Origin of the sequence: Clostridium isatidis (genome assembly GCF_002285495.1) — a bacterium.
In the GTDB taxonomy this organism is placed as follows: domain Bacteria; phylum Bacillota; class Clostridia; order Clostridiales; family Clostridiaceae; genus Clostridium; species Clostridium isatidis.
This window is the reverse complement of record NZ_CP016786.1, coordinates 1615780-1641108: the sequence shown is the minus strand read 5'-3', so window position 1 is coordinate 1641108 and position 25329 is coordinate 1615780. Positions and strand designations below refer to the sequence as shown.

General features: G+C 31.1%; 21 protein-coding genes and 1 other annotated feature. Of the genes, 18 read left to right on the top strand and 3 right to left on the bottom strand.

The window, feature by feature from the left end; all coding sequences use genetic code 11:
- The first annotated feature begins 20 nt into the window (after positions 1-20).
- The gene (locus BEN51_RS07755) at positions 21-3725 is read left to right on the top strand and encodes an AAA family ATPase (protein WP_119865502.1); all 3705 of its coding nucleotides are present in this window, start codon (positions 21-23) and stop codon (positions 3723-3725) included.
- Positions 3726-3776: 51 nt separating this feature from the next.
- Complete coding sequence (locus BEN51_RS07750; protein WP_119865501.1) at positions 3777-8531, top strand: DEAD/DEAH box helicase; 4755 nt, start codon at positions 3777-3779, stop codon at positions 8529-8531.
- Between the two features lie 378 nt (positions 8532-8909).
- Here the strand turns inward: BEN51_RS07750 and tnpC are convergent, their stop codons facing one another.
- From tnpC to tnpA, 3 genes are all read right to left on the bottom strand, one after another.
- Positions 8910-10523 (bottom strand): IS66 family transposase, encoded by a 1614-nt coding sequence (tnpC, locus tag BEN51_RS07745; protein ID WP_119865500.1) that lies wholly within the window; start codon positions 10521-10523, stop codon positions 8910-8912.
- A gap of 91 nt (positions 10524-10614) precedes the next feature.
- Positions 10615-10965, bottom strand: a complete 351-nt coding sequence (gene tnpB / locus BEN51_RS07740; RefSeq protein ID WP_119865499.1) for an IS66 family insertion sequence element accessory protein TnpB — start codon at positions 10963-10965, stop codon at positions 10615-10617.
- Complete coding sequence (gene tnpA, locus BEN51_RS07735; RefSeq protein WP_106024438.1) at positions 10959-11294, bottom strand: IS66 family insertion sequence element accessory protein TnpA; 336 nt, start codon at positions 11292-11294, stop codon at positions 10959-10961. The genes tnpB and tnpA overlap by 7 nt, the downstream gene beginning before the upstream one ends.
- 209 nt (positions 11295-11503) lie before the next feature.
- Between tnpA and BEN51_RS07730 the strand changes: the two genes are divergently transcribed.
- The 16 genes from BEN51_RS07730 to BEN51_RS07665 all read left to right on the top strand — a co-directional run bounded on the left by BEN51_RS07730 (position 11504) and on the right by BEN51_RS07665 (position 25329).
- On the top strand, positions 11504-11842 hold the full coding sequence (locus BEN51_RS07730) for a hypothetical protein (protein WP_119865498.1): 339 nt from the start codon (positions 11504-11506) through the stop codon (positions 11840-11842).
- An 11-nt stretch (positions 11843-11853) separates the two neighbouring features.
- Positions 11854-12150 carry a hypothetical protein gene (locus BEN51_RS07725; RefSeq protein WP_119865497.1) on the top strand — a complete coding sequence of 99 codons (297 nt, stop codon included), beginning with the start codon at positions 11854-11856 and terminating at the stop codon, positions 12148-12150.
- A 54-nt stretch (positions 12151-12204) separates the two neighbouring features.
- On the top strand, positions 12205-12501 hold the full coding sequence (locus BEN51_RS07720; protein WP_119865496.1) for a DUF960 family protein: 297 nt from the start codon (positions 12205-12207) through the stop codon (positions 12499-12501).
- Between the two features lie 19 nt (positions 12502-12520).
- On the top strand, positions 12521-13114 hold the full coding sequence (locus BEN51_RS07715; protein WP_119865495.1) for a hypothetical protein: 594 nt from the start codon (positions 12521-12523) through the stop codon (positions 13112-13114).
- Positions 13115-13133: 19 nt separating this feature from the next.
- Positions 13134-13271 (top strand): hypothetical protein, encoded by a 138-nt coding sequence (locus BEN51_RS13830; protein ID WP_164704097.1) that lies wholly within the window; start codon positions 13134-13136, stop codon positions 13269-13271.
- A 162-nt stretch (positions 13272-13433) separates the two neighbouring features.
- Positions 13434-14771, top strand: a complete 1338-nt coding sequence (locus BEN51_RS07710; RefSeq protein ID WP_119865494.1) for a hypothetical protein — start codon at positions 13434-13436, stop codon at positions 14769-14771.
- Positions 14772-14991: 220 nt separating this feature from the next.
- Positions 14992-16590: a DNA polymerase gene (locus tag BEN51_RS07705; protein ID WP_119865493.1), complete on the top strand. Its 1599-nt coding sequence runs from the start codon at positions 14992-14994 to the stop codon at positions 16588-16590.
- Positions 16591-16604: 14 nt separating this feature from the next.
- Positions 16605-16985 carry a hypothetical protein gene (locus BEN51_RS07700; protein WP_119865492.1) on the top strand — a complete coding sequence of 127 codons (381 nt, stop codon included), beginning with the start codon at positions 16605-16607 and terminating at the stop codon, positions 16983-16985.
- A 16-nt stretch (positions 16986-17001) separates the two neighbouring features.
- Positions 17002-18663, top strand: a complete 1662-nt coding sequence (locus BEN51_RS07695; RefSeq protein ID WP_119865491.1) for a DNA primase family protein — start codon at positions 17002-17004, stop codon at positions 18661-18663.
- Positions 18664-18840: 177 nt separating this feature from the next.
- A complete protein-coding gene (locus BEN51_RS13825; protein WP_008680122.1) occupies positions 18841-19017 on the top strand; it encodes a hypothetical protein in 177 nt (58 codons plus the stop codon).
- 18 nt (positions 19018-19035) lie between these two features.
- Positions 19036-20616, top strand: coding sequence for a recombinase family protein (locus BEN51_RS07690; protein ID WP_169867930.1), 1581 nt, complete (start codon positions 19036-19038; stop codon positions 20614-20616).
- A 100-nt stretch (positions 20617-20716) separates the two neighbouring features.
- Positions 20717-21127, top strand: a complete 411-nt coding sequence (locus BEN51_RS07685) for a TIR domain-containing protein (RefSeq protein WP_119865490.1) — start codon at positions 20717-20719, stop codon at positions 21125-21127.
- Positions 21128-21139: 12 nt separating this feature from the next.
- Positions 21140-22093: a caspase family protein gene (locus tag BEN51_RS07680; protein ID WP_119865489.1), complete on the top strand. Its 954-nt coding sequence runs from the start codon at positions 21140-21142 to the stop codon at positions 22091-22093.
- Between the two features lie 300 nt (positions 22094-22393).
- A complete protein-coding gene (locus BEN51_RS07675; protein ID WP_119865488.1) occupies positions 22394-23170 on the top strand; it encodes a class I SAM-dependent methyltransferase in 777 nt (258 codons plus the stop codon).
- A gap of 150 nt (positions 23171-23320) precedes the next feature.
- On the top strand, positions 23321-24211 hold the full coding sequence (locus tag BEN51_RS07670; RefSeq protein ID WP_207652758.1) for a DUF2225 domain-containing protein: 891 nt from the start codon (positions 23321-23323) through the stop codon (positions 24209-24211).
- Between the two features lie 168 nt (positions 24212-24379).
- Positions 24380-24642 (top strand) — a binding site (T-box leader).
- Between the two features lie 63 nt (positions 24643-24705).
- Positions 24706-25329, top strand: coding sequence for a class I SAM-dependent methyltransferase (locus BEN51_RS07665; protein ID WP_119865487.1), 624 nt, complete (start codon positions 24706-24708; stop codon positions 25327-25329).

The window sequence follows — 25329 nt, the reverse complement described above, 5'->3', positions numbered from 1 at the left end:
TAATATGAGGGGGTATAAAATTGGGTAAGAAGATAATTAAACATATATCTATAAGAGTGCCTTGGCATGATAATGGGTGGTCAGGAACAGTATGTCTTAATCCAAGCCATAATGACTCCTGCTTAAGGTTAAGGAGAATAGCAGAGCAAAGAGAAGATGAACTTGAAGAAGAGGTAGCTGGTAAATCTATAGAGTTTCTTGAACAAAATAAATGGCCATGCTGTATTGCAGAAAGAGGAACTTTTATGGCTCCTTTTGAATTTGAAAGGTTTGTATCACATCCTTACAAGGATTCTTCACCAGAAACGCATGGTCACTTTGCACCAACTTTGCTAAAGTATCCAGCTTATTCTGCAGCAGCAGTTCCTTTTGGTTGGATGATGAAGGAAAATTATAAGTATTTAAAAGAAGAATTAGGACTAAAAGTTGATATTTCAAAGGAGCCTGAGCTTCCCTTTAAAACTATTTGGTATCAATCTAAATATAATCAAAGAGAGATTATGAATTACTTTTTCTCGGAAATAGAAGTTGGAGAATCTCTTTGTATATTTTATGCTAAACAAGTACCTTTTGTAGAGGATTCAAAAAGAGTCATCATAGGTATCGGAAAAGTAAAGGGAATGCTTCCAGCTAAAGAGTATGATTATACAGAGGCAAGAGATACAAAAGCTATGTTGTGGGAAACCATGATAAAGCACTCAATAAGACCAGATTTTAAGGAAGGCTTTATTATGCCCTATGCAGAGCTTATAGAATATTCAAAAGAAAATCCAACTTTTGATATAAATGAAGTTGTAGCCTTTGCACCAGATGAAAGAAGAGAGGAGTTTTCTTATGCCACTGAACATGTTACTCATGATGCAGCTATAAATGCTTTACTTTCCTGTGCTAGTGCTTTAACTAAGATTAAAGACTACATAAGTGGTCCTTGGGATAGAGGTTTAAATTGGATAAATGAACAACTCTCTGAAGTATGGCAGATGAGAGGAGCTTATCCTGGCTTGGGAGCAGCATTAAATGCCTTTGGAATTGAACTTGGTATGTTTGTTGCAAAAGAAATAATGGAGAAGATTGGAGAAGAGGAAGATCCTTGGCTATATATAGATAAAATGTTTATGGATCCGAAAAAGCATCTTTCACCACAATTAGCCTCAAGAATAGGTAAAACCTTGCAAGAAACCTGGAGTGTACTATCTGAAGAGAGAAAGTCCTTATTAAAGCTTCTGAGCAGATTTGAGTTAACCTCACTACAAGCACAGCTGCTTTATGTCCAAGAAGAAAGAGAGCAAAAATTAATTAAAGGTACTGATAGTGAACTACTTGCTAATCCTTATCTAATTTACGAGTCAACTAGAAATTGCATTGAGAAGGTTAGTTTATCCACTATTGATATGGGAGTGTTTCCTATAGAAAGTATTCAAAAGAAGTTTCCGCTTCAAGAACCTTCAGCTGTTGATACAGGTACAGATAAAAGAAGAGTTAGGGCGCTTACTATTAACTTACTTGAAACTGCTGCTTTAGAAGGACATACACTTCAGCCAAAAGGACTTATTATACAAAAAATAAGAAATCTTTCAATTGAGCCTGCTTGCCAAATTAATAGTGATATTATGCAGGTTGTTGAAAATTACTTTGAGGGCGCAATTGAACTAGTAGAAATGGCAGATGGCTCTAGAGCCTATCAACTTAAAAGGCTTGCTCAAATGGATGATATTATAAGAAGGGAAATTACTAAGAGATTAGGTGGTAAACGAATTAGTATAAATGAAGACTGGAGAGCAGCAGTTGACCGTGCCTTTGGATCTTTGGCTAGTATGCCTATTAAGGAACGAGATAAGGAAGAAAGAGCAAGAGTAGAGAAAACTAAAATTTTAGAGGAATTGTCACAGTCAAGATTTTCAATATTAATAGGACCAGCTGGTACTGGTAAAACTACGTTATTATCAATATTATGCAGTCAAAAAGATATAGCAGCAGGCGGAGTGTTACTTCTAGCACCAACAGGAAAAGCAAGAGTTCGTGTAGAAGAAGTAATAAAAGAATTAGGAGAAAAACTTACTGGCAATATTGATATTAAGGCATGTACTTTGGCACAACATCTAGGTAAAAGTAAAAGATTTGATTATAGAACACAACAGTATAAATTGTCTGATAGACCGGCAGAGGAGGCACCAAGGACAGTAATAATTGATGAAAGTTCCATGCTAACAGAAGAAATGCTTGCAGCTTTGATTCAATCTTTAAAAGGGGTTCATAGGTTAATACTTGTAGGCGATCCAAGTCAATTGCCTCCAATTGGACCGGGTAGACCTTTTGTTGATATAGTAGCAAAGTTGAAGCCTAGTAATATAGAAACTATATTTCCTAAAGTCGCACAAGGTTATGGAGAATTAACCATTCCTAGAAGACAGACAGGAGAGGATAGATCAGATTTAAGAATGGCTGAATGGTTTAGCGGCAGATCAATGGCAGCTGCAGAAGATGATATCTTTGAGGAAGTTTTGAAAAACAATTCATCCTCAAGAATACAATTTATTAAATGGGATACCAATGAGCAACTCGAAAGTCTTTTACTTGAAACCTTAGTGAAGGAACTTAAACTAAAAGATAAAGAGGATATTGTTAACTTTGATAAATCTTTAGGAGCAATTGAAGCCAATGGTTATACTTACTTTAATAAAGGCACAGCAAAGACTGCAGAAAAATGGCAGATTTTATCACCAGTTAAAACCATGCCACAAGGTGTATTTCAAATAAATAGGCTTATACATGAGACTTTTAAGAGAAGTACTGTTGAGTCTGCAAATTATAAATGGAGAAAGATACCTAAACCTATGGGTATAGAGGAGATAGTGTATGGTGATAAAGTAATTAATGTTGCTAATCACAGAAGAGATAATGTATGGCCTGAAGAAGGTGCGCAAGAGTATTTGGCAAATGGAGAAATTGGAGTTGTTCAAGGACAATTTAAGACTAAAAACATGAAAGGATTACCTTGGGAACTTAAGATTGAATTTTCTTCCCAAATTGGTTATCACTATGGCTTTTCAGATAAAGATTTTGGAGAAGAGAGAGAAGCTACACTTGAATTAGCTTATGCTCTTACGGTTCATAAGGCTCAAGGAAGTCAGTTTGGTATAGTTGTACTTGTATTGCCTAATCCTTGTAGGCTTTTATCAAGAGAATTATTATATACAGCTCTTACAAGACAAGAGGAAAGAATTATAGTTTTACATCAAGGAGTAATTTCTGATCTGAAGAAGTATGCTTCTGAAGTCTATTGTGAGGCTGCTAAAAGATATACAAACCTCTTTGAAGCTCCTTCAATAGTTGAAGTTCAAAATACTTTCCTTGAGGAAAGACTTATACATCGTACAGCTAGAGGAGAGCTTGTTAGATCTAAATCTGAGGTCATTATTGCAGATCATTTATTTGAAAAAGGCATAGATTATTCCTACGAAAAGCCACTAATTGTACGTGGCGTTACCCGTTATCCAGATTTCACTATTGAAGATGATGCTTCAGGAGAAACTTATTATTGGGAGCATTGCGGAATGATGTTTGATACTGATTATAGACAAAGATGGGAAGCTAAGAAAGAGCTCTATAGGGAAAATGGTATAGTACCTGTAGAAGAAGGTGGAAATCTTATAATAACTGAAGATACTGAAAATGGCGGTATTGATTCTAAGAAGATTAGGGATATAATCGATAGGTTGTTTTAGAGAAAGTATTGATAAATGATTTAATTCAAACATAGACTGGGGGAAGTATTTATGAATACTCAAGATGAGATATATTTTGAACAATTATCAAGTCATAGAGAGGGTCTTGCAGACGCTCTCGATGATCCTGCCTTAAGTGGTGTTAAAAATAGTGTGGTTGAAAAATATTCTGATCAAGCACACTTTGTATATGAACTACTACAGAATGCAGATGATGCAGAAGCTACAGCTGCTAGGTTTGTTTTGTACAAAGATAAACTAGTTTTTGCGCATAATGGAGCAAGGCAATTTTCAATTTCTAACCCAAAGACAGAACGTGAAGATGCAGCTAACGGCCAATTAGGAGATATAAACGGGATAACGTCTATTGCTAACTCTTCCAAAAATAAAGCGCCAAATAAAATTGGCAAATTTGGTGTAGGGTTTAAATCTGTGTTTCAGTACACTTTAACACCGCATATTTATGACCCTAACATCTTTTTTAGAATAGATCGTTTTATTGTTCCAAAAAAAATTAGCGAAGATTTCCCTGGCAGGAAGCCATACGAAACACTATTTGTTTTTCCCTTTGATCATTCAGAAAGAAATGCAACAGAAGCATATGAAGATATTTCTGAGAAACTTCGTACATTAGATTATCCGCTTTTATTTCTATCCTGTCTTAAAGAGATATCTTATGAAATTTCAGATGAAGTGGGGTTATATGGCAAATCTGTAGCGAAAAAAGTTCAATTAAACGATACTGTTGCAGAATCCGTTTGCCTGACACAAAATGATGGGGATGAGATATATGATGATAATCTATGGTTATTTTCTCGCAAAGATATAAATGGAAATGTATATTCAGTTGGATTCTTTTTTGATGAAAAAGAAAATCTGATTGCAAAACAACACGCCGCTTTTTGTTTCTTCCCAACAAAAGAGGTAACAGGTTTGAATTTCATCCTTCATGCTCCGTTCCTACTTACAGATAGCCGTGAAGGTATCCGTGCAGGAGTGAAACATAATAAAGAGATGATTGAGTTATTGTCAGCTTTGGCAGCAGATAGCCTTATTTATCTTAGAGATATTGGTAAAGAAAGTGGTCACTCAATTATTAATGATGAGATATTTAAAATTATTCCTTACGATGGAAGTAAGTTTAGTGATGTAAATGATAAAAGAAAGATATCATTCCTGCCATTTTATACAGCTATAAAGGATAAAATGGGTAGCGAAGAATTATTACCAACCGTTGATGGCTATACGTCTACTCAAAATGCGTACTTAGTTGAGTATTCGCAATGGGCTAATAATTGTTTAACCACAAATTTATTCAAAAACTCTCAATTGGCAAGGATAACTGGAAACAAAGATGCCAAATGGGTTTTCTCATCATTATCAAGGGCTGAAGTATTGCGTAATGAAAAGCAGCTTGCAGGATACTTAGATTCGATTACTAATGACTGGTTGGGACAAGATAAAATTATTTCAAAAATAGATTCTGCCTTCATAGAGATGCAAACTATTGAATGGTTGCATGAATTTTACAAGTATATATCTGCTTCAAAAGAACGTATTAAACTTGTACAGAAGAAACCAATTTTTCTAAATCAAGATAGAAAAGCTGTTGCTGCCTTTGATGAAAATGGACAACCTGTTCTATTCTTTCCAGCTGAAGATGTTAACGGATATGAAACTGTTAATACGCTTTTATTAGATAATGAAGACACAGTTGAGTTTATTCGTGGTCTAGGAATTAAGGAGCCTTCGCTTAGAGATGAGATTTACAATATTATTCTACCTAAGTATAAGGCTGGTGGTAAAATTGATACTGACCCACATTTTCGAAAGTTTTTTAAGTATTATAAAGAATGTCCACAATCAGAAATTGAAGACTTTATAGACTTAATCAAGGAGTGTGAATTTGTCAGTTATCGATCTACCGAAGATGCTACAGTTTATCGTGGTAAAGCCAGTGAGTTATATTTTCCCAATGAACTACTTTGCCAATGGTTTAAATCAAAACCAGATACCAGATTTGTAGAGCTAGATGAATATATAAAGCTGGTTGGGGAAAATGATAAAAAAGAATTGATTAGTTTTTTAACCGAGCTTGGTACAAAGAATGTGCCAAAGGTTCTGTCACGTGAAATTAGTTCTCAAGAAGCTATAAAAATACAGAAAACATGGCCTCGTTCGACTTGGGGTCAGAAATGGATAGAACGATACATTGATGGATGTCAAGAGATAATGGAACATATCACACCAGATAACTCGGTTGTTATGTGGAAGCAACTACTCAAAGTTATTTCTTCAGTTTGTACCCGTTTTAATGGCTTCAATAGTGTTTTAAGTGGTAGCTATGAGTATTTTTTTCGTTATTCACGCAGCGATAGGTTTGAATCAAGGACTGTAGTCCAGTTGCGAACAATTCCGTGGCTTCTTAATGCAGAAGGTAGTCTTGTTTCTGCAAAAGAATTAACTTTGAAAACTATTTCTCCACAATATGACACCACCAGTGAGGAAGCAAAAGAACTGTTACAGTTCTTGGGTATTGAAGAAGAACATTATGAGGACTACTTAACAGATGAGCAACGAGCAAAACTTGAACTAGTTGAAGCTCTTTCTGATATTCCACCCGAAGAACTTAAGCGTTTTGCCGAACAATATCGTTCTAATAAACATGCTCTAACTCATCAAACTAAGGGTGATGAAGCTGATGAAGAAATCAATTCTGACTCAGAAAACTCCTCAGTTTCTCGTATAGTAAAGGATATTAGCAAAAGAGCTACATCTATTCCAAAATCTAAAGAAATTAGCAATGATGGTGACAATGAAATTAAAATGGATTTTGACGAGGATGACTATATAAAGCCATCTATAGATTTTAGCAAGAGAATTGAGCAAGCAAAGCAAAGAAGTGCAAAAGAGATAGCAGAAATCGCGTATATTGATGATTTGACTCAAAAAGCCATAAATGCAAATAAGTATTCATTCGGGTGGTTCAAAGCTTTACTTGAACTAGAATTACTAAATAGTAGTGAGAACACGGCTAATAGCAGAGAAATTTCAATAACCTTCTCGAAGGTTGAACGTGAGGAAGGTACCTCTCGAACCCTTGTTTTAAAGCATCCAAGTAGATATATTCCTCAGTCTATGGAAGATCTTGCGGATATTCCTCTTGAATTACATTTTGCTGATAAGCCGATGGTAAAAGTAGCAGTCGAAGTTGTTAACGTAAAATCATATACTTTAAGAGCTAAATTAAAGACTAATGCACAGATTGATGGAGTTGATTTATCACTCGTAACCGAGGCGAGAATTGAGGCAAAGAATCCAGTGTTTCTATTAGAGGAACTACGGAAAGCATTCAACAAACTAGACTTAAGTGAAAATTATGATATGCAACGCAATCTTTGTGATAATATCGAATTTGTTTTTGGGCCGCCTGGTACTGGGAAAACAACGCACCTTGCAAGAGAAGTCCTTCTTCCTCTTATGAAAGAAGCTGAAGAATTGAAAGTCCTTGTTCTCACTCCAACAAACAAAGCGGCAGATGTTCTTGTGCGTCGTGTTATGGAAATTATGGATACTGATCACAGTTATGCTGATTGGCTTGTTAGATTTGGTGCTACTAATGATAGTGTAATTGAGCAGAGCGGTGTTTTTCGTGACAAGACTTTAGATATTAGGGATTTTTCAAGAAATGTAACAGTTACTACAATTGCACGTTTTCCATACGACTATTTCCTTCCAGCTTCAAATACAAGAGTTCATTTGAGTGAGCTTAAGTGGGACTATATAATTATAGATGAAGCGTCAATGATACCATTGGTAAACATTATATTTCCACTTTATAAGAAGACACCTAAGAAATTTATAATTGCAGGAGACCCTTTCCAAATTGAACCAATCACCACTGTGGGTATCTGGAAAAATGAAAATATATATACAATGGTTGAACTAAAATCATTTTCTAAGCCAACAACTATACCTCATCAGTACCCTGTTAAATTACTAACTACTCAATATAGAAGTATACCAGAAATAGGTGAAGTGTTTAGCCAGTTTGCATATGGCGGGGTCTTGCAGCATAACCGTACCTCAAATTCGCGACGACAATTACTGATAGAAGAATTTATTGATATAAAGCCATTAAATATTATAAAATTCCCTGTAAGCAAATATGAGAGTGTTTATCGTCCGAAACGGTTACAAAGTAAAAGTAATTATCAGGTCTATTCGGCACTTTTTGTATTGGAGTTTGTAAAGTATATAGCTTCTCACCTTGCAAGGGAAAATGAAGAAGAGTTCTTTCGTATAGGATTGATAGCACCTTATCGTGCTCAAGCTGATTTGATTGATAAATTGATAGCATCTTTCAAGCTTCCTCCAAATATCGATGTACAAGTAGGGACAATCCACGGATTTCAAGGTGATGAATGTGACATTATTATGGCATTATTTAACCCACCACCAGCTATATCCGCTTCAAAAGAAATGTTTCTCAATAAGCTCAATATTATAAATGTTTCAATAAGTAGAGCTAGAGATTATTTGTTCATAGTAATGCCAGATGATTCTACAGAGAATGTTGAAAATCTGACTATGATAAAGAGAGTTGAAAAACTATGCAAGGAACAGCAAAACTGGATTGAATATGAATCTCAACATATGGAAGAAAAGATTTTTGGAAGTAATACCTATCTTGAAGATAATTCATTTTCAACAAGTCATCAGTTGGTTAACGTATATGGTAAGCCTGAAAAACGTTATGAGGTAAGAAGTGAAGATACTGCTGTAGATGTTCAAATACACGAATAAGGGTAAAAAAAAGTTTATGGCTAATAATATCAAAACTTGGGTTAATGATAGATTCATATTCCAGCTTTTAAAAGTAGGTACCAATGATTATTGATGAATTTGATAGGGATACCGATTGGAAAGCATTTGGTGTATGAGGACAAGTTCACGGTAGACTTCGAGTATGAGGGGAAAGTTGAGGTGGAGATGTAAAGTAAAGAATTATTATAAGTACCAACTTTGGAGAAAATATTCTCTGGTTGGTGCTTTTTTTATATTTTAAGTCATTATTTTCAACATTTTGTCGTAAGCGTCAAATTTTTAGTACCTTTAATAACTTCAAAAATAGCATTAAAATATCCTAAGTAAGGCAATTTATTAAGCTTTACTAGGATTAATTTATTTCCTATCTTTAATTTTCATGTTTTCAGGGATCTTATTAGACCAAGGCATAAGATTATCTAAGCTTTCGCTATCGGATACATCTATCTTTGATAGATTATCAAATAAATAAACCAAATACCTTTCTACAACTAATTTATTAGCCTTGGCAGTTTCAACAATGCTATAAATATTGCCACTTGCAGTTGCACCTTTAGCAGTGTTTGCAAAAAGGAAATTTTTACGACCTATAACGAAAGGTTTAATAGCTTTTTCCGCTGCATTATTATCTACTTCTAAAGAACCATCTAGTAGTACATTTTTTAATCCTGGTAAATGTTTTTTAGCATAATCAAGTGCTTTACCAAGCGGACTTCTTGGAAGAGCATCTTTTATTTCTCTTTCAACATAATCAATAAAGTTATCTATAATTGGAGCTAATTTTTCAGCTCTTATTTTAAATCTAATATCATAATAATCGTCCTTACTTGAAAAGGATTCTCTAAGCTCTTTTTCAAGTTTGTAAATTTGCTTACAATAATTAAACCCTATTATTGCTCTAGAATTTTTTAGGGCTTCTTCATCTAAGTCTACAATTATATTATGGAAGTATCTTCTTATGTGAGCTAAGCAATACACCCTTGTAGCCTTTGTAACGGAGTTATAACCACTATAACCATCCGTTTGGAGAAAGCCTTTGAAATCTCCTAGGAAATTCTTAGGACAAGAGCTGGATCTGGTACTTTGATAATCATATAAAATTACCGGCTTTGAATTAGTATCGCTCATATATAACCACATATATTTTTGAGATTTAGAATCTTTTCCATTATCATTAATTACTCTTAGAGTAGTTTCATCGGCATGAATATAATTTCTGCTTAGTAATTCTTTTTTCATGTGGTTATATATTGGTTTTAAAGCTTCCGCTGCTGACATAGTCCAGTTACATAGAGTTTGTCTTGAAAGAGTAGCACCCATCATATCAAAATAGCTTTCTTGTCTATAAAGAGGCATAGCATGTTGATATTTAAGTATAAGAGTATGAGCAATTAACTCATTAGAAGCCATACTATTATAAAAAATAGTTTGTGGAGCTTCTGCTGAAATTATATTACTTTCACTGGTTTCTTTTTCGCAGGATTTACAAGCGTAGCTGTAAATCACGTGTTCTTCAACTATAAGTTTAGCTGGAATATATTTAATTATCTCTTTTTTTGATTTTACACCTATTTCAACTAATTGCTCTCCGCATTCTTTACAGTTAAGGTCAGCACCTTCTAATTTATGTTCAATAACAGCTCTTTCTAAGTTTGCTAGATTATCTTTCTTTCCTGTATATGTATTTTTCGTAGCTCTTTTATATGTAATTTCCTCTAAAGCAGGTTCTTCCACCTTTGAATCACTATATTTTTCGGCCTCGTTAAAAAAAGATAGTTGATTAGCATCTGCCTTTTCACTAGATACTCCAAATATCTTTCTATTTTTATTTGTTATAACAGCTTTTAAGAAATTTAATTCGTTTTTAAGCTTTCTTATTTCCTCATCTTTTGAGTTTAATTCTTTTTCCATTTTTTCAATTAATAATTTTGTATTTTCATCAAGTTCATTAGTTAAAATTTCGTGATTCATGATTACCTCTTTAGATTTATTTTATATATTTATTATATCACAAAAACCGTTGAAAATAAAGGTTTTTCAACGGTTTTGGAGTGATAAACTTTTAAAAATAATTACTTTGTTTTATAGGTTTAAACTTAGATTTTGTTCTTACTTCGTAGCCCTTTAGAAGCCACCGTAATTCTTCTATATTTACTTTCAATGCTTCTTCTGTGGTAGCAGGCCATTTGAAGCGATTCGCTTCTAAACGGTGATAATATAGCCAAAAACCTTCGTCAAAGTGAAGAATTTTTAATTTGTCCATTTGTCTATTACAAAAAACAAATAACGCTTTTTCAAAAGGATTTAGCTTGAATTGATTTTGAACTATCATAACTAACCCATCAATACTTTTCCTTAAATCCGTGTAGCCGCAGGCAAGATAAACTGTTTCTACTTTATCTATATTTAACATTTTGCAGCTAACTCCTTTACTATTGATGATATTAGAATAGCTTCACTAACAGGTATAGTTATTATAGCATTACCTATTGTAATTTTTACTTCATTCAAAGCAAATGTATTTTCTTTGATAGTCTTTTCTTTACTATCTAAAGAGATAGCATGAAAAACAGGTGTGTTATTCTCAACTTCTGATTTCTCTAATCTTTTTTTATGATAATAAAATTGACTTTTAGTAAGTTTATTTTCTATACAAAAATCTTTAACAGTTATTGTCCCCTTACATGCATCAAATTTATTAATATATTCTTCCCAGGTTGCATTATCTAATTTTCTAGACATAATTATATCCTCCCATTAATAATCTTTTTCTTAATTTTATCAATTGGGAGGATATGCTATCTAGGTACTTAATTTTTTACGCTTACGTATATCTCTCTAATTTTTTTGAAATAAAGTTAATTTATAAATATATATTATTATATTGAAAGGATATCTATACTAGATAGATAATTCCTATAGGTTCATAAAAAGTAATGGAGGTAGTATTAATGAGAAAGATTAGTAAGTTAAGCCATTTGAGTGAAATAAGTTTAGAGGGTGAGGTGGCAAAAAATATTGAACAGCAATTAAATATTTTAGATGAGAGCTATGGGATAGAAAGAAATATTGATGCAGATTTAGGAGGGTATGTATTAATACTAGAAACTAAAGATGATGTTATTGAAGCAAAAGAGAATATAGTAAAAGATATTATTCCAGAGTATGTTGATAATATTGAATGTGAAGGAGGTAAGCAATATTGTTTATCTCTTTTTCTTTTGTCTTCAGATTATGCAGTGGTTGTAGTTGCCACTAAAGAATTAATGGATATTCTAGTAGAAGAGTAGGAGGTGGAGAGGTGGCAAAGAAAGCTATTAAGGAAACTAAGTATTGTTCATTGATTTCGCAAAGTATAATAGCAGATGAGGAATATACTTATGCATTAGAGAAAATTATAGTTAAACCACAAGGAAATAGAGAAGAATTAAGATTTAGTGTATACAAAGATCAGCAACGATATGGTATGAAATTGCTAGTAAGACCACTAGATCTTCAAGAAGAATTATTTTTACAACTGTTAAAGAAAGCATTAGAAGATAAGTTGTTTAGTAAGAAGTTTATAGAACAATTAAAGAAATTAATTAACGAAAAGTAAGGTGTAATTATTGTATTAATGATAATTACATCTTTATTGTTTGGAGGATTTATTATGTTTGATAAAGAGAATAGATATATAACAAGGGGCATTAATGAAAAAATAGATTTACAATTGCAGATATTACTATGGAGTTTAGTTGATAATTTGAAAATAGAAAAGGACTATTTGCAAGTTTTTAAGTTAAGCAGAGCCGGAGATGTTATAAATATAGAACATACACAAGAGGTTCCAGAGTATAAGTCATTCATCAAAATTAATGCAAAAGACTTAGAGTTTAATGAAGATATAAAGATATATGTAATAGATTCAGGAGTTTATAGCACAATGTTGCTACCAGAGGAATATTAAGGGGGAAAGGGGCAGAGTTATGTTGAAAAATAAATCAAAGATTTTAAATGTATTCTTTATGAAGGATTTAACTAAGTTAATTGAAAAATATAATAACATTGACAAAGATATAGTACAAAAGCTAGAGGATTTAGTGGCAAAGGTGGATGATAATGAGATAAAAGAAACTTTAATGAACGATTTAGATGCAACTTTAGTTTTAGTAGATGAACTAGGGGAAGAAGTGGAGGATGATGTTATCAAATTATATTTCTTTATTAAAAATCATATAAAGGAAATTAATATAATAGAAGCAAAGGCAATATATGAAGAAATTACTTTCAGAGGATATTCAAAGCTTGATGATATTATTATGTATTCTAAGCTAAAAGATTTAAGGGAGTATGTTAGTGATGAGATAGGTGAAATACTTAGCTCATCTTATCACATTGACAGATTATTTGATAAGGATACCATTATAGATTACTTTTTAGAAAGTACTTCAATTGAAGAAATAGCTAGAGAAATTATAGATAACTATGATGAATATGAAGAAGTATTGGATATAGAGCCAGAGATAATGTTTGAATCAAAGTATGGGCAAACATATTACTATGCATATGTAAATAATTAGTTGTGGAGGAAAGATAATAATGAGTGTAATATTAATTATACAAATAGTAGCTATGGTATTAGAGTTAATTGCTAAAGGATTAAGTGAATCTGAGGCTGTTAGCAAAGCTAGTAGTGCATTTAATGTTTCGGAGAGTTTTATAAGAAAATTTCTGTGAATTTAATAAAAATTATACAAATATTATTTAAGTATTTGTATAATTTTTTTTGGCACTTCTAAAGTGTTTATAGATAGCTACTTTGCCACCTATACCACGATACTTTCTTTAGTAATAATATTTGAGTATACTTATATAAAAACTATATAAGTAGGAGATGTTATGAGATTAGAAAATGCAATAAATTATAGATTAGTTTCACTGGTAACAAGTTTTTCAGTAGCAGATAGATGGGGATATAAGAATAATAGCGATGGGTATAAAGAGTTAGAAAGAGTGTTTAAGGAAAAGTATAAATTAATAACTCTTGAGGAGTTTAAAGATGAAATTATTTTGGCTTGGATAGGAGAATCATATAATAAAAGAAGAATAAAGAGATCTAAGGCACAAATACTAGATGAAGATATAAGTAATGAAGAAAATAGAAATTTGTTTAATAAGATATGTGATAAGGTAAAAAGTCAAGATAAAGAAAATTTATTAACTGGTATACCTGAGGAAATTAAAGAAAATAAAGAAGTTGTAACAGATACAATAGATATTATAGATAAAGTATTTGCTAAGATAATGGAATCGGCTAAAAATAAAAATGTTAAACTTGAATTTGATAAAGAAGATTTTGATGACATTACTTTAGCGATGGCATGTCTAGAAAATCTGAAAGGTAAATCTCAATTAGATGATTTAGATAGTGATACATTTTTAGAAGGTTTTTTAAAGGTATATAATAAGAAAATGAATCATGCAGAGATTCCATCTAAAATTTACACAGAAAAAATGTTATTAGAAATAAAGACAAACTTCAATGCTAGGATTAATACTATGCCAATTAATAAGAAATCTAGAAATAGAACTAAAGAAACTATTTTTGATAAAATGGATTATGCTAAAGTATCAGAAATGACACTTGCAGATTTTTCAACAGGTTATGATGAATTAGTAGATTTGTATTATGAAATTAACAAAGATATACATTATATAGATGGTCTGATAAAATTTTACAATATAGAAAGTAAATATAATTTGATATTTTATATAAATATAGTAATAGATCTATATGAAAATGCTAATTTATCAAAAAAAGAGTTGGCAAGGCAGATTTCAAAATTAGCATTGATGGATTTAGTTATATATCGCCCTTCTAAAATGAGATTTGAAATTAATAAGTTAATATATGCTTTTGGTAAAGAAGATGAAACATACAAGAGTTTGTGTAATGAGATTAGTGAATTATTAATATTAAAAAATAAAATTGTTAATGATTTATTAGAAGTAGGAACTTTAGATTTCAAAGCTTTGAAGGATGAGGCTTTTAATGCTATAACCTCAAAGTCTAAAGAAGAAATAGCTAATCAAATTAAGAAAGTTGATGTAGTAAATTATTTAGGTTTTAATGATGATAAAAAAATGAAGCAAAGAATATTAAAGAATTTAAAATACTTAATTGAGAATAATAAAGAAATATTACTAGAAAGAAGCACATTAAGAAACAGAATATAATACATAACAAATATAGATACTTCAATTTAAATTAGAAGTATCTATATTTTTTTTATTTGTTAAAATACTTTAATTTACAAAAATGTAAATTAAATTTTGAATCTAGAGTTTTAAGGTGGATAAATTAATTACTAAAAATTATATACTCTAACTGTAGCAAACGAGCTATAAAACATGATCTTTAAAAAGTTAATAACATGCATCTAAGGAGGTAAGGTACATGAAGAATAATGAAGTATTCTTTTTTGATACAGAAACTGATTCGTTAGACTTTAGAACTGGAAAGATAAAATTAATAGCTTTTTCTAAGGGACTTAATGAAGTGGTCACAACAACAAGTGTAGATGAAAGACTTAAAAGTATTTTGAATGATAAGAATATTATTAAGGTGTTTCATAACGCTAAGTTTGATGTTGGATTCTTTCAGAGTAAGGGCTATAGAGTAAACAATTATCATTGCACATTACTTATGGCTCAAGTATTAGGGGAAGAAAAGTTAAGCTTAAAAGCTTTAGCTAAAAAATATCTTGATGTTGATATGGACAAGTCTATGCAACATAGTGATAACTGGCAAGAAACTGAGATAACTCAAGAGCATATTGACTATGCAGTAAAGGATGTTGAGCACACTAGAGCTTTATACTATAAACTTTTAGATTTACTTGTAGAGAATAATCTTTTAACTGTTTATGAAAGAGAAAGAAGAGCTCTACCAGCTATAGTAATGCTTGAAAGTAATGGTATTAATATGGAGTATGATAAATGGAATGCTAGATTAGATGATGATAGAAGATTGGCTATTGAATTAGAGATTATGATTAAAGGCTTACTTGATAGGAAAGAGTTAAATCTTAATTCGCCAAAGCAATTAGTTGAAGCTATTGCAGAGTATGGGATTAAGCTGCATTCAACATCAGATGATGAATTAGCAAAATATTCTGATGAACACGAAGTAATCAAACTTATTAGGAAGTATAGAAGACTTCAAACAAAGATTAAAACCTATGGTGAAAAGCTAAAGACATTCATTAATGATGATGGGAGGATAAGAGCAGACTGGAGATTAATGGGTGCAAGTTCAGGAAGAATGTCTTGTAATAATCCACCACTTCAAGCTATGCCAGGAAATAGTAGAGAGTTTTTTGTTGCAGATAAGGGGTACAAGCTAGTGGGTGCAGATTACTCACAGATTGAACTTAGAGTTCTAGCAACAATATCGAAGGATGAAGCTTTGAAGAGTTATTTTAACAATGGTATAGATCTTCATTTAGGAACAGCAAGTTTAGTCTTTAAGAAACCAATAGATGAAATTTCTAAAGAAGAAAGACAAGTTGCTAAAAGCTTAAATTTTGGAATAGTATATGGAATTACTGCTTATGGTATTCAGAAAAATCTTAGAAAAAGTGGTATTACTACATCATTGGAGGAAGCAGAGAAATATAGAATTGAATTTCTTAATGTTTATCCAAAGGTAAAAGAACTTCAAGATGCTTTATTAAAAGCAGATTATATAAAGACATTAGGGGGAAGAAGGTGGCAAGGTGGTAGTTTATCAATGACTCAAAGATTGAATTTGCCAATTCAGGGTTCAGCAGCAGAAGGTTTAAAAGAAGCTTTGGCATTACTTGTTGAAAGGATGAAAGATTCTTGGAGATTAGTTGCTGTGGTACATGATGAAATACTTTTAGAAGTACCACAAGATGAGGCTAAAGAAGCAAAAAACATTTTAGAAAGTTGTATGGTTGACGGGATGAAAACTATAGTCAAAGATATCCCAATTATTGTTGATAGTTTAGTAAGTAATAATTGGTGTAAATAAAAGGAGGATTACAAATGATTTTTAGAAATAACAAAGAAGTATTAGGAAAAACTGGGGCGAAGGCTACTTTAAATGAAGGTGAGTATGAAGCAATAATAAAAAAAATAATTTACTTAAGAGATTGTAAAACAGATTGGGGGTTTAGAGATTTTCTTGAAGTAATTTATAACATTAGTGTTGGAGTGACAGAACAGGAAAAGAAAGAAAAGATAATGGTATCTCAAGCAGAAAAGTCGAAATGCTTCAACTTCTTAATGGATGTATACAATGGCAATATTCCAAATGAGATAAATATTGATGAGTTAGCAGGCAAGAAATGTACATTAACTATAAAGCATAATACTGATGAAAAAGGTAATGTGTATGCAAATATAGTAGAAAGAAAATTTAACTAATTTAGGAGGAATTAAAATGTTAATAAAAACATCAGAACAATTAGTAAAAGAGTTTATAACAGAAGAAATTGTAGTTAAGGGATGTCCTGATAACTTATATAAGGTACTAGTTTTAATAGAGCAAATAAAACAATCAGGAAATAGGATGGCATATGTTAAGCTAAAACAACACTGTGATATTGTAGATGAGAATTTACTCTCATCTATAATGAAAGCATTTTTGAAGGGCATAGATATAAAAAAGGATCAAGTTCAAGATGAAGTAGAGATACCAATTGATGATGCATTGGTAGAAGAGTTAAAAACTATAGTTACTAATAGTAAGGCAATAGCATTGGGATTTTACTATGACGAAAAAAATAAGCTTAGATTAAATACTAACAAGTGTATTTCATATCTAAGAAAGATTGCAGAATTTATTATTAAGCATGGAGTTTTAATGATATATAACCAAAAGGAAGGTATTTTCCAAGAGCTTAATGATGAATTAATGGGAACTATACTAAGGTATCTTATGAATACAGCTATACCAGATAGTTGGAAAAAAGTCTATGAAAGGGATATTATTGATGGGCTAATGAGAGAGGTCCCTAGAGTTGATACTAACATTATAGATGATACATTAATTGCTTTTAATAATGGAGTTTATAATGTTGTAACTAAGAAATTATTACCACATGATAAAAAGTATATGTTTACTAGCAAATCGCCCATAGATTATCTGAAAGATGCAGATTGTCCAATATTTAAAAAGGCAATTAAAGAAATAACATGCAATGATGATGAATTATTATCATGTCTTCAAGAAATATTCGGAAATGCTTTAATTAATAATACTAAGGCTGAAAGGGCATTCTTCTTTACTGGAGTAGGATCTAATGGGAAGAGTTTCTGTTCAGAGGTACTTACTGAAATTGTTGGAGTCAACAATGTTAGTAATATACAACTATCTAAATTCTCCGAAAGGTTTGGAATAGAAGGTATAGTAAGTAAAACACTTAATATTGCAAATGAAAATGAGCTTGGAGGAGCTATTAGCACTGAAAATCTTAAAGCAATAATAAGTGGAGATACAATAAACATTTCAAGAAAATTTAAACAAGCTATCAATTATAAGTCTACAATTAAGTTAATATTCTTATTAAATACATTACCAGATACTTTAGATAATACTCATGGGTATTATAGAAAAATTCTGATAGTTCCATTTAATAGAGTATTTAAACCAGAAGATATTGATAAGAAATTAAAAGAAAAGGTATGCACTGAATTAAGTGGTGTACTTAATTGGTGTCTTGAAGGGGCAGAAAGACTTATTAATAATGATTATAACTTTACAGAAAGTAAAGCTATAGAAAAAGTAACTAAGGCGTATAAGGAAGAACAAAATCCAGTAGAAGCTTATTTAAATGAAGTTCTTGTATATGAAGAGGGGAGTAGTGAAACTAAGAAAGCTGTACTAGATGCATATAAGTCTTGGATAGAGGGTGAAGGTATCTCAGCAAGAGGCTCTGATTCACCGCAAAGATTTTGGAGAGCTTTAAATAACTCTACTAAAATTAATTTAAATTATGAGTTAACTTATAAGAAAATTTCAGGTACCTTATATTTAAGGGACTTTAAAATAGATTACTCTAAATTACCAAAGCAAGAAGTTAAATATACTTTTAGTAATTAGGGGGGATAAGTGGCTAAGGTGGATAAGATTTTTTTCTAGATATGATAATTAATTGATTTAGTTTTTCTTAGATTAAAATTATTGACCACTTAGCCACCTAACCACCTCAAAGTTAGGTGTAATAAATAAGATTAATAAGTATATATCATAATAATGAATACTAAGGAGGAAAATTTAATGAAAGAATGTATTAAAACTACTATAAGCAGAGAAAAGTTATATGAAAGGAATTATACAAGAGATAGTGCAGAAAAAATTAAATATAATCAAGAAGTTAATAGTAGGATAAAATATAATTCTTTAGTTAAAGTATTAGCCTCTATGTATTTAGATTCTCCTAAAGGAGAAGTATAAATATAAGGAGTTGATTTAATGGGACAACCTAATTATCTTGAAATAAAAAGGTCTTGTGCATATATAAGGTATAGTTCTGATAATCAGAGGGATGAAAGCTTAGAAGCTCAAATACGAGCTATAAAGGAGTTTGGTTATGCAAAGGGATATGAGATAGTAAAGGTTTATCAGGATAAAGCTAAGTCAGCCACTACTGATAGAAGACCAGGTTTTCAGCAAATGATTAAGGATAGTGCCAATGATATATTTGATGTAGTAATAGTACACAAGCTAGATAGGTTTTCTAGAGATAAATATGATAGTGCTCAGTATAAAAGAAAATTAAAGCAAAATGGGGTAAAGCTAGTTAGTGTTACTGAAAATCTAGATGATAGTCCAGAGTCGGTTATACTTGAAAGTGTTATTGAAGGTATGGCTGAATATTACAGTAAGAATCTTGCTAGAGAAGTAATGAAAGGAATGAAGGAAACTGCATATCAAGCTAAACATACAGGAGGACTTCCACCTTTAGGCTATGATGTAAATGCAGAAAAGAAATATGTAATAAATGAAAGAGAAGCTGAAAGTGTAAGATTAATATTTGAAATGTACACAGCTAGATATACTCTAAGTCAAATGGTAGACGAATTAAATTCAAGAGGATTTAAAACTAAAGCAGGAGCTATTTTTAAGCACAACAGCATTAATAGTGTTCTTACTAATGAAAAATATACTGGAGTTTATATATTTAATAAATCAGCTAAAAAGGATGCATATGGAAGAAGAAATAGTCATCTTCAGAAAGATCAAAGTGAAATAATTAGAATCGAAGGAGGTATGCCACAAATTATAGATAAGGAACTATACGAAAAAGCTCAAGAAATTCTTAGAAGTAGGAAGAAGTCAAAAGCAGTTAATAAGGCTAAGGAAAGCTATTTATTATCCGGGATAATTAAGTGTGGAGAATGTGGCTATGCTATGTATGGAAATCGTAGACAAGCTAGAAGTAAGCCACTATATGTATCCTATAGATGTGGCTGCAGAAAGCGTACAAGTAGTAATGTATGTAGCAATAAGGAAATAAGAAAGGAGTACATTGAAGAATATGTTCTAGCAGAACTTGAAGAAAGAATATTTAATGATAAATCTATTCCACTATTAGTAGAAGGAATTAATGAGGAGCTAAAGAAACAAAGTGAAGGAGATGAAGATAAAAGAGGAATTATAGAAAAAGAACTTAAAGACATTGAAAAACAAATAGGCAATATAGTAATGGCTATAACGAATGGATTTATCCAAGAAGAGTTTAAGGTTAAGATGGAGGAGCTAAAAGAACGAAAAGCTTACTTAGAAGGTAAGCTAGTGGATATAGAAGCAAGTCAATCAGTTACTAAAGTTACTGAAGAAGATATAAGAGGACTTTTAGCTGGTTTCAAGGAATATGTAGTATCTAAGAATATCCCAGAATGCAAAAATTTCATACAAGATTTTGTTAAAGAAGTCGTAGTGTATAAGACCCACGTTGAAGTAGTATTCAACGTGAGTTTTAATCTTATTAGTCAGATAAAAGGCATTGAATATAGATGTAATATAGCCAGAGAAAATTTGTTTAATATTTAAATTACGATGATAAAGTAAGCTGAATATATTAAAAGTCTATGATTGTTAATTATTTATATGGTATAATATAGTAATAATGTATGTATAAGGAGATGAAAAAATGGCAGATCCAAGAGCATTTATTAGCTTCGATTTCGATCATAATGAAACTGAGAAAACTTTATTTGTTGGACAAAGTAAAAATTCTAAAACACCATTTTCTATTCAAGATTGGTCAGCGAAATCATCAATGCCCCAAAGTAAATGGGAGGCTATAGTTGAAGAAAAAATTAAGAAATGTAATATGGTTATAGTTTTAGTAGGAAAGTATATGGCAAGTGCTACAGGTGTAAAGAAAGAGATTAAAATGGCAAAAAATAATAATGTACCAGTATTTGGAGTATATGTTGGTGGAGCAAATACTACAAGTAATTTACCAGATGGTCTATCAAGAACTAGAGTAGTTAAATGGGAGTGGGATAAAATTGCAGAAATGATAGACAAAATGATGGGAGAAGGAAAGAATAAATAGGTAGGTGGTAATATGCGTAAAGCATTAGTTGTAGGTATCGATTATTATGATAATATACAAAGGTTATATGGATGTGTAAATGATGCTTATTCAGTTAAAAACGTATTAGAAAGAAATGGGGATGGTACGATTAATTTTTCTGTCAATCTACTTGTAGCCACGGATTCAGTGTCTAGAATTACTAGAAAGGAACTAAAAGATACTGTTCAGGAATTATTTAATGATGATTGTGAAGTAGCGTTATTTTACTTTGCTGGGCATGGATATATTGAAAGTACAGGAGGATATTTAATCACATCAGATTGTAAAGATGGAGATGATGGTTTTTCACTAAATGATTTACTTAAGATAGTAAATCAATCTAAGTGTAGAAATAAGGTAATAATACTTGATAGTTGTCATTCCGGAATAGCAGGAACTCCAGATGAAAATCAAAATGATGCTGTAATACACGAAGGGGTAACCATACTCACAGCATCAAGTGCAAGGCAGTATTCATCAGAAAAAGATGGACATGGAGTATTTACTACATTATTAGTTGATGCATTGAATGGAGGAGCTGCTAACTTAGTAGGTGATATAACACCAGGAAGTGTATATGCACACATAGATCAATCACTAGGACCATGGGAACAAAGACCTCTTTTCAAGACAAATGTAAAAAATTTCACGTCATTAAGAAAAGTAAGCCCACCTATTAGTTTAAATGATTTAAAGCAAATAACAGAATTATTTGATGATCCTGGAAGAGAATATATGTTAGATGATACCTATGAACCAGATAGTGCAAACCCTAATGCTGAGAATGTAAAAAAATTTGGTGTTTTACAGAAATATAATAGAGTAAATTTAGTAATTCCGGTAGGAGCAGAACATATGTATTATGCAGCTATGGAAAATAAAAGTTGTAAACTTACACCATTAGGAATTCATTATTGGAATTTAGTTAAAAATAATAGAATATAAAGAGTATGTCGAGGGTACTAATAGTAACGCCTCGCCTCCACCATAAATAAGCCAGGATAGAAATATCCTGGCTTTCACCTTATATTAATAAATTCATTATAAAATTCTTCCTTAGCAATTAACAATTCTTTTGAATACCTGCCATTTCTAGGCGTTAAACTTTTAAATTATTTCAAAAAAGAATAGCAACTCATTTCATAAATATAAATTTAAAAATATTATTAGTTTTCTAGTTTAAATTTCTCTGATAAAATAAAATTGTGTAAATGACTTAATTTTATATAGATGGAGACAAGAGAAATGACAGTACAATTAGAGAAATACTACAATAAATTTTGCGAAGATAAAAGACTAACCAGAAAACATGGACAAGTTGAATATATAACGTCCATGAAATATATTCATGAATATTTAAATGAGGATAAAAGCTTAAAAGTATTAGATGTTGGAGCCGGGACTGGAAGATACTCAGTAGCCTTGGCTAACGAGGGATATGATGTTACAGCAGTTGAACTTGTAAAACATAATTTAGGAGTTTTAAAATCTAAGGGCAGCAGTGTAAAGGCTTATCAAGGAAATGCTTTAAATTTAGCTAGATTTAAAGATAATACTTTCGATTTAACCTTAGTTTTTGGACCAATGTATCATTTATATGAATTTAATGATAAAGTAAGGGCTTTGGAAGAAGCAAAAAGAGTAACTAAGATAGGGGGAAAAATATTAGTTGCATACTGTATGAATGAATATAGTGTACTTACCTATGGCTTTAAAGAAAATAATATTAAAACTTCTATTGAAAAGGGAAAAGTTGATGAAAATTTCCATGTTATATCTGAACCAGAGGATTTATATGATTATGTAAGAATTGAAGACATCAATAGGATAAATGAAGCAGCAGGTTTAAAGAGGATAAAAATAGTTTCAGCAGATGGGCCAGCAAATTATATGCGTCCTATCTTAAATTCTATGGATGAAGAAACTTTTGATATTTTTATGAATTATCATTTGTCTACTTGTGAAAGACAGGATTTAATAGGGGCAGCTGCTCATACGCTAGACATTTTAATTAAAGAATAATAACTATTAAAGTACATAAAATAGAAGAATTTAATTCATATTTTTATTTGATAAAAATATACCGAAAACGTTATAATATAAATTAATAATACTGTAGAATACTTATATAAGCATAATTTTGCATATTTTTTGACTGAAAGGAAAATAATTATGGAATCAGATAAAAATATTTTTAAAGATATAGAAAACCTTGGGTTTGAGGGGATTAGTAATATAAATATTTATGAAAAAAAAGAAGAAGAAAATAAAGAGATCAAGGAAGCAAAAGAGGAAGAAGTAAGAGAAGAAGAGTATTTATATGATAAAAATGTAACTTGTCCTGTATGTAACAGCAAATTTAAAGCTAGAGTAGTAAAGGCGAATGCTGCAAGGGTAGAAGGAAAAGACAAGGACTTATGTATAAGATATAAAGGTATAAACCCATATTTCTATGATGTGTGGCTTTGTAATGTATGCGGTTATGCTTCCATGAAGGTAGATTTTGAGAAAATAAAAGAGCCTGAAAAAAAACGTGTCATAAGTGAAATATCTAATAAATGGCGTGGGAAAAACTATCCTGATGTATATGATGCTAATATAGCAATAGAAAGGTATAAGATCTCACTCCTTAACTATACAGTAATGGGATCTAAGGCAAGTAAAAAAGCATTAAATTGTTTAAAAATTGCTTGGATGTATAGACTGTTAGAAGATACAAAAAACGAAAAGCTATTTTTAGAACAAGCTTTACTAGGATTTAAGGATGCATATTTTAATGAAGATTTTCCTATATACAGTATGGATAAATATACTATTATGTATTTAATAGGAGAATTACATAGAAGATTAGGAAATTATAGTGAAGCCCTAAAACAATTCGGAGAAGTAATTACTTCACAAGGAGCAAGTAGAAAAGTAAAAGATTTGGCTTATGATCAGAAGGAATTAATTAGAGAAATATTACAAGAAAAGAAAAAAGAAAATATTCCTAATGAAGATTTCAATGAAAATAAAGAAGAAGCTAAGAAGAAAAAGGGATTTTTAAAAAGATTTTTTTCATAAATAGTTAGAGGTTGTGTAAAACAACCTTTTTTTATTTATTATTTTTAAAAATTAATTTTTATATAGGTTTATTTTTGATAGATTTATAAAAATAAAGAAAAATTTAAAAATCTATCACACAAAAATAGAAATATGATATAATATGAATATAAGGTAATCCGATAGGAAAAGTAGGCAATGACGAGAAGAGTAGATTAATGGAAGCTAACAGAGAGAAACCTCCTTGGGTGGAAGAGGTTTTAAGGGGAAATTAATTGAAGTGCATCTCTGAGCCCTGAATCGAAATAATAGTAGACTTCAGCGGGAACGCCCGTTATAGCGTTAGGGTATGTTAGTACCTGAATAATGAGATGTCTAAATAATTACTTATTAAGCTAGGTATTATTTAGATAATTAGAGTGGAACCGCGGAAGTATACTTCTGCCTCTAAGTTTTAGGGGCAGGAGTTTTTTATTTATAAAAAATTAAAAATTCTTAAAGAAAGGATGATTTATATGAATTCTGTACAATACTTCGATTCTATAGCTGAAAATTGGAATGTTATTCGTAGTGAGTATTTTGAAGAAAGGCTAAAATACAAACTCTTATCCCAAATAAATATAAAAGACAAAGCGGTAGCCGATTTAGGATGTGGAACAGGTTTTGTTTCTTTAGCTTTAGCAAATGAAGCTAGTATTGTATTTTCGGTAGATAATTCAATAAATATGCTAAGACAGCTAAAGCAGAATTCTTTAGAAAAAAATTATAAAAATATTTATTTAATAAAGTCTTCTCTTGAGAATATATCATTATTTGATGAATCAATGGATGCAGTTTTTATTAATATGGCCCTTCATCATATAAAAGATGCAAAAAAAGCCATAGCAGAAATGTATAGAGTATTAAAGAAGGATGGAGCTGTGATTATATCAGATGTTTTAGAGCATGATGGAGAATGGGCAAGAGAGGAAATGTTTGATGAATGGCTTGGTTTTTCAAATGAGCAAATAAAAAACTGGTTAGAAGAAGTAGGTTTTAAAAATATTGAAATAGAAAATACAGACTTAAGCTGCAAAGGTTACTCTAGTAAAGGAGAATACACTGAAACTGGTATCTTTATAGCAAAAGCAGCTAAATAA